The sequence below is a fragment of the Pilimelia anulata genome (assembly GCF_014647895.1).
GTDB classification, from domain to species: domain Bacteria; phylum Actinomycetota; class Actinomycetes; order Mycobacteriales; family Micromonosporaceae; genus Pilimelia; species Pilimelia anulata.
In genome coordinates, this window is sequence record NZ_BMQB01000021.1 from 1 (window position 1) to 5,017 (window position 5,017).

Annotated in this window: 2 protein-coding genes and 1 pseudogene; 2 read left to right on the forward strand and 1 reads right to left on the reverse strand. The window is 63.9% G+C overall.

Annotated features, from left to right (window positions below; translation table 11 throughout):
* Positions 1–854 precede the first annotated feature (854 nt).
* Positions 855–1,184 carry a site-specific integrase gene (locus IEY94_RS22995; protein ID WP_189172346.1) on the forward strand — a complete coding sequence of 110 codons (330 nt, stop codon included), beginning with the start codon at positions 855–857 and terminating at the stop codon, positions 1,182–1,184.
* 2,020 nt (positions 1,185–3,204) lie between these two features.
* Here IEY94_RS22995 and IEY94_RS23000 read toward each other — a convergent pair.
* Positions 3,205–3,531: a hypothetical protein gene (locus IEY94_RS23000; protein WP_189172347.1), complete on the reverse strand. Its 327-nt coding sequence runs from the start codon at positions 3,529–3,531 to the stop codon at positions 3,205–3,207.
* 621 nt (positions 3,532–4,152) lie between these two features.
* On the opposite strand from IEY94_RS23000, the pseudogene IEY94_RS23005 reads away from it, so the two are divergent.
* A pseudogene (locus IEY94_RS23005) lies at positions 4,153–5,015 on the forward strand (IS5 family transposase).
* Positions 5,016–5,017 lie beyond the last annotated feature (2 nt).

Consider the following 5,017-nt stretch of genomic DNA (forward strand, 5'->3'; position numbering starts at 1 on the left):
GCTCTTGTCGCCGATCCAGAATGTGACGGTGCGGTAGAGCCGACCTTGCTCGCGTGCGGCCGCTGCTGCGGCGTGCACGGTCGGCCGATGGGATCGCACTATCAGGTGCGTTCTACGGTCACTTGCGGATCGCCGCAGGGTCTCGCGAATCGGCGCAGCGCTTCCGGCTCCGGTCGATCGACGGTGAGTGTCCATCGGTGTTTGATGGCGACCCACTCGGTCAGGTAGCGGGGTCGGCGTCGCCCTTGGTCTGGGTGAGGGCTTCGGTGACCGCGGCCAGCGGCCGGTCATCTCCGAGGTCGTTGGCGTACCGCTCCCGGCGGTTGGTGTCCCGGGTGTGGGCACCGGAGTGTCACGGCCGGAGTTGCCGTGACCGACGCCCAGGCCGCCGCGCTCGACCCGGTGGGCCGGGGTCGCGATGTTCGACGCCATCGCTGAACGCAACGACCAGATCACCGCCTGCCGAGACAGCCGAGACGAAGCCAAGCGGGCCCCGGTGCGTGGGATGCGGACAGTGGGACCGGCAACCATGCAGCGGATTCGGGCCACGCTGCGGGTGGTGTTGAACACTGCCATCAAGCGGCGGCTCATCGACTTCAACCCAGCCAGCCACGTCCAACTCCCCTCAGCCCGCTCCCCCAAGGCTTTGGTCTGGACGGCCGAGCGGGTCAAACGGTGGAAAGACACCGGCGCCGTGGCGTCGCCGGTCATGGTGTGGACACCTGCCCAGACAGGGGCGTTCCTCGACCGCGCCGCCGCAGCCGACGACCCCCTCTACCACCCAGTGGCGCACATCGGGCTACGGCGCGGGGAAGCCTGCGGGCTGCACCGGGCCGACCTCGAAGCAGGTCACCGTGCAGTGGCAGATCACCCAACTCGGCTGGGCCACCCAACTCCGCACACCCAGGACCGCCAGCAGTGAGCACAGCATCGCCATCGACACCGGCACCATCGCCGTCCTGCGAACGCACCGGCTTCATCAGCACAAGCTGCGCCTCACCGCCGGTCAGGCGTGGGCCGATAGCGGGTTGGTCTTCACGACCCCGATCGGGTCGGCGCTGCACCCGGCCGACGTGACCGATCACTTCCAGCACCTGACCCGACAAGCCGCGCTGCCGCCAATCCGCCTGCACGACCTACGCCACGGCGCCGCGACCCTCGCGCTGGCTGCCGGGTGGGCATGAAGACGGTGCAGGAGATGCTGCGGCACTCCTCCTACAAGGTCACCGCTGACACCTACGCCAGCGTCCTGCCCGAGATCGCCACCGCCGCCGCAGAGAAACCGCCGCGATCATCCCCCGCCGAGTCCCACCTCTGGCCGAGGACCGCATAGCCGGCTGACGCCCCGCCCACCCCAGGAGTAGGGCAGGCCCGGCACTACGGCCCCCGGGCCGTGGGCGGGCAACGAACCCCGCGACCGGCCCGAACCGCGCCCGGGCCCCCTGCCAGGGGGTGTCCCGAACCGTCGATCACACAAAGATCCACATACGACAAAAACAGGCCCCGACCGCGGGAGTTTCCCGGGTCAGGGCCTGATTATGTCTGTGCGCCGCCAGGGACTCGAACCCCGAACCCGCGGATTAAGAGATTGCTAGATTGTTATTAGCTGATGTTGTGTAGTGGCACCCGATGCCATTCTGGTCGCAATACCAGGCACAGCCTCGTCGTTGTCTACCATCCAGCGTCGTCCTGTGTCAGGACCATCGATCACACGTCGATCACAGCAGCAGCGGCACCACCGGCCACCGACGACCTGATCCGATGGCCAGCACGATGTCCGGTCATGCCGATGTGAGTGTGCAGACTTCGCACGGCCTTCGCGCTGAAGCTTCACCGATGGCCTAACTAAGCCAGCTCAACACCGGCCGCAGCGGTCAGTAAACCGGAACATCGAGTTCTCCTGCTACAGCCGTACGAGCCCGGTACCGTTACGAGAGCCGACCGGTAGGCCGCATGGACACAGGTGCTGCAGATGCATGAGCTGCTGACAGGTACGCCGTGATCGACGCAACGGGGTGGCCAGTCGTAAATGAGGAGGCCGTCGGTGGCGAGGAAAAGTATTGGCTAGCCGAACCGGACACTCAGAGGCAGTGGCTATTCAAGCCAAACAATACCCATACCGGACCGAGTGGTTCGTGGTCCCAACGCGAGGACTTTTCCGAGAAAGTTGCATCAGAAATTGGAATACGTCTGGGTATTCCTTGCGCCCACGTTGAGCTTGCAGTAAGAGACGCTATCGCTGGATGTCTTTCGCTAGACTTAAAGCCGGCCGATTGGGAACTTCAGCATGGCCAAGTTCTACTGAGCGGAATGATTCCAGACTACATCCCAGGTTCGGACCTCGCCAGCAAGGCCGCAAGGGGCATTCTGTCCAAAACATCAAAACTGCCCTTGAGGAGTACGCCAGTCCGCCGCAATCGTGCCTTCCAGGCGACTTCGACGCTTTCGACACTTTCACCGGTTATCTGGTGTTTGACGCGGTCGTCGCAAATCGCGATCGCCATGATGAAAACTGGGCGGTAATGCGACCCCCTCAAAGCGCTTCTGGTGGAACACTTGCTGGATCGTTCGACCACGGGCGCGCCCTCGGCTCATCATTGCACGACGACGCGGCCATGGCCGAACAGTTGGACCGAGGGATCGAACTGTGGGTGGCGAAGGGTACGGCTTGGCGCTTCGAACATGCTCGCCCTCCTGGTCCATGCACACTCGTCGAACTCGCAAGTCAGGCCTTAGACATGGTTCGGACCCCCGTGAAGACGTACTGGCTAGACCGCGTCGACAACCTGGACCCGTCAGACGTCGCCGACATCACGGCTCAGATGCCAGGGATGTCAGAGGTAGCCAGTACCTTCTTCCAGAGGGTGGTAGAGGCGAACCGGAGGAGGGTTCTCGATGACTGCTAGCAGCAGGTCAGCGAGTCTGACCGAGCCACAAGTGGGGGAAGCCGCGTCTCCACGACGACGACTTGCTGTTGCCTGGCAGCACAAGGAACTGCGCTCGATCCAGCCGGTTGGCGTCTTGACGCACGATAGCGAGACCTATGAGTTCCATTACATCCGCAATGCAGCAGAATTACCAGAGTTTTCCCCATTTGTAGGGTTTCCTGACCTTCATCGGAGCTATCGGTCGAATCGTCTCTTTCCCCTATTTGCGCAGCGGGTGATGGACCCTCGACGGCCCGATTACCCGCGTTTCGTAAAGTCACTCGACCTGTCGGTTGAGGCTACGCCGTGGGAACAATTGGCTCGCTCCGAGGGTCGCAGGGCCGGTGACACTATTATGCTTTTCCCGCAGCCCTCTATCGAGGCGAACGGAGCTACCACCTGTAACTTTCTCGTTCATGGGATAAGCCACGTTCTGCGTGAAAGTCCAGAAACGGAAGAACACATTCGAGCGCTCGTGCGCGGCGATCGATTGTTTATGGTTAATGAGCCCGATAACCCCGTCAACCCTAGGGCGATTGTCGTAGCCGACCGGGGCAAATTCCGGCTCGGCCGGGTGCCTGACCTCCTCCTGGATTACGTCCACGCCGTTCGTGTAGACGGGGAATGTGATCTTCGTGTTGGCCAGGTCAATGGCCCTAACGTTCCCGTACATCTGCGCCTACTCGTACGTTTGTCAGGTAGAGTCCCAGCGGAATTCACCCCGTTTTCTGGCGATCGATGGGAGCCACTGGCCTAGCTTAAGAGCTTCGCAGCGGCACGTTGGGATCTTCATATCAGATAGATCAGCCGCGCTATACGTTCTTTCCGGCTGAGGGCTGTCATCTCGCGCCGTCTCACTCATCTGCCGCGCGGTTGACTGCGGCCAACTGAGCGGAAACCGAACCTCACCGAGTGCGGCGCCGAGGGCTTGGCGCAGAGGCACTCTTCTGCCGCGGACGGTGCGCCCCTGCCGGCTGGAGGGGGCCTGCCTACCCGCTGTCGACAGCCGGGAATCATGGCGGTGGTGGGTGGAGGACGGGGACGACCTGCTCAGGCGGGTGGGTTAGGTTCATGACCATGTCTTCGCAGCTAAGTAGGTGTTCGGTAAGCGTGTCGGACGGCGTGTCCGGTGGTGGTTGGCCGCTGGTCCGGTTGTTGGGGTGTGGGTAGACAGCGGACGTATCCGACGGACTTGACTGATGCGCAGTGGGAGATCGTCGAGCCGATGCTCCCGTTGATCAAAGAGTCGGGCAGGCCGCCGAAGTGGCCGCGCCGGGATGTCGTGGACGCGATCTTGTTGTGGTGCGTGGTGGGGTGTCGTGGCGGCAACTGCCCGCTGACTTCCCGCCCTGGTCCACCGTGTACGACCAGTTCCGCAAGTGGGAGACAGCCCGGGTCACCGAACGGATCGTGGAGCTACTGCGCGAACAGCTACGCGTAGAGGCCGGACGTGACCCGCAGCCCTCGGCGGGGATCATCGACTCCCGGAGCGTGAAGGGCGCCGACACCGTAGGCGCCGACTCGCGCGGCTACGACGCGGGCAAGAAGATCAACGGCAGGAAGCGGTTCATCGTCACCGACACCTGCGGGCTGCTGGTCACCGCCTGGGTCCTGGCCGCATCGTGGCAGGACCGCGATGGCGCCAAAGGCGCCCTGATCGCCGCGACCTTCGCCGCGCCGAGCATGCGGTACGTGTTCGCCGACCAGGGCTTCGCTGGCCGGCTGGTCGACTGGTGCGCGCAGGCGCTTCGTACGAGGCCGCACATCGTGCGCCCACCTGCCGGCCAGCGCGGCTTTCACGTCCACGCCCGCCGCTGGGTCGTCGAACGGACCCTGGCCTGGCTCGCCGGCCACCGCCGCCTGGCCCGCGACTACGAACGCACCACCAACATCGCCGAGGCCATGATCCGATGGGCGGCCATCAACCAGATGCTGCGCCGCCTGCGGGGTGGATCGCCCGCGGATCTCTCGGTCACCCCATGCTGGAGGGGCTCGATTACTGAGCCATTTTCATCGTGGTGTGTGCCGGTGGATGACCCGGTCAGGCGCGGCGTGTCGGTTCTCCACCTAGGGCGAGGCTCCCGGTAGGA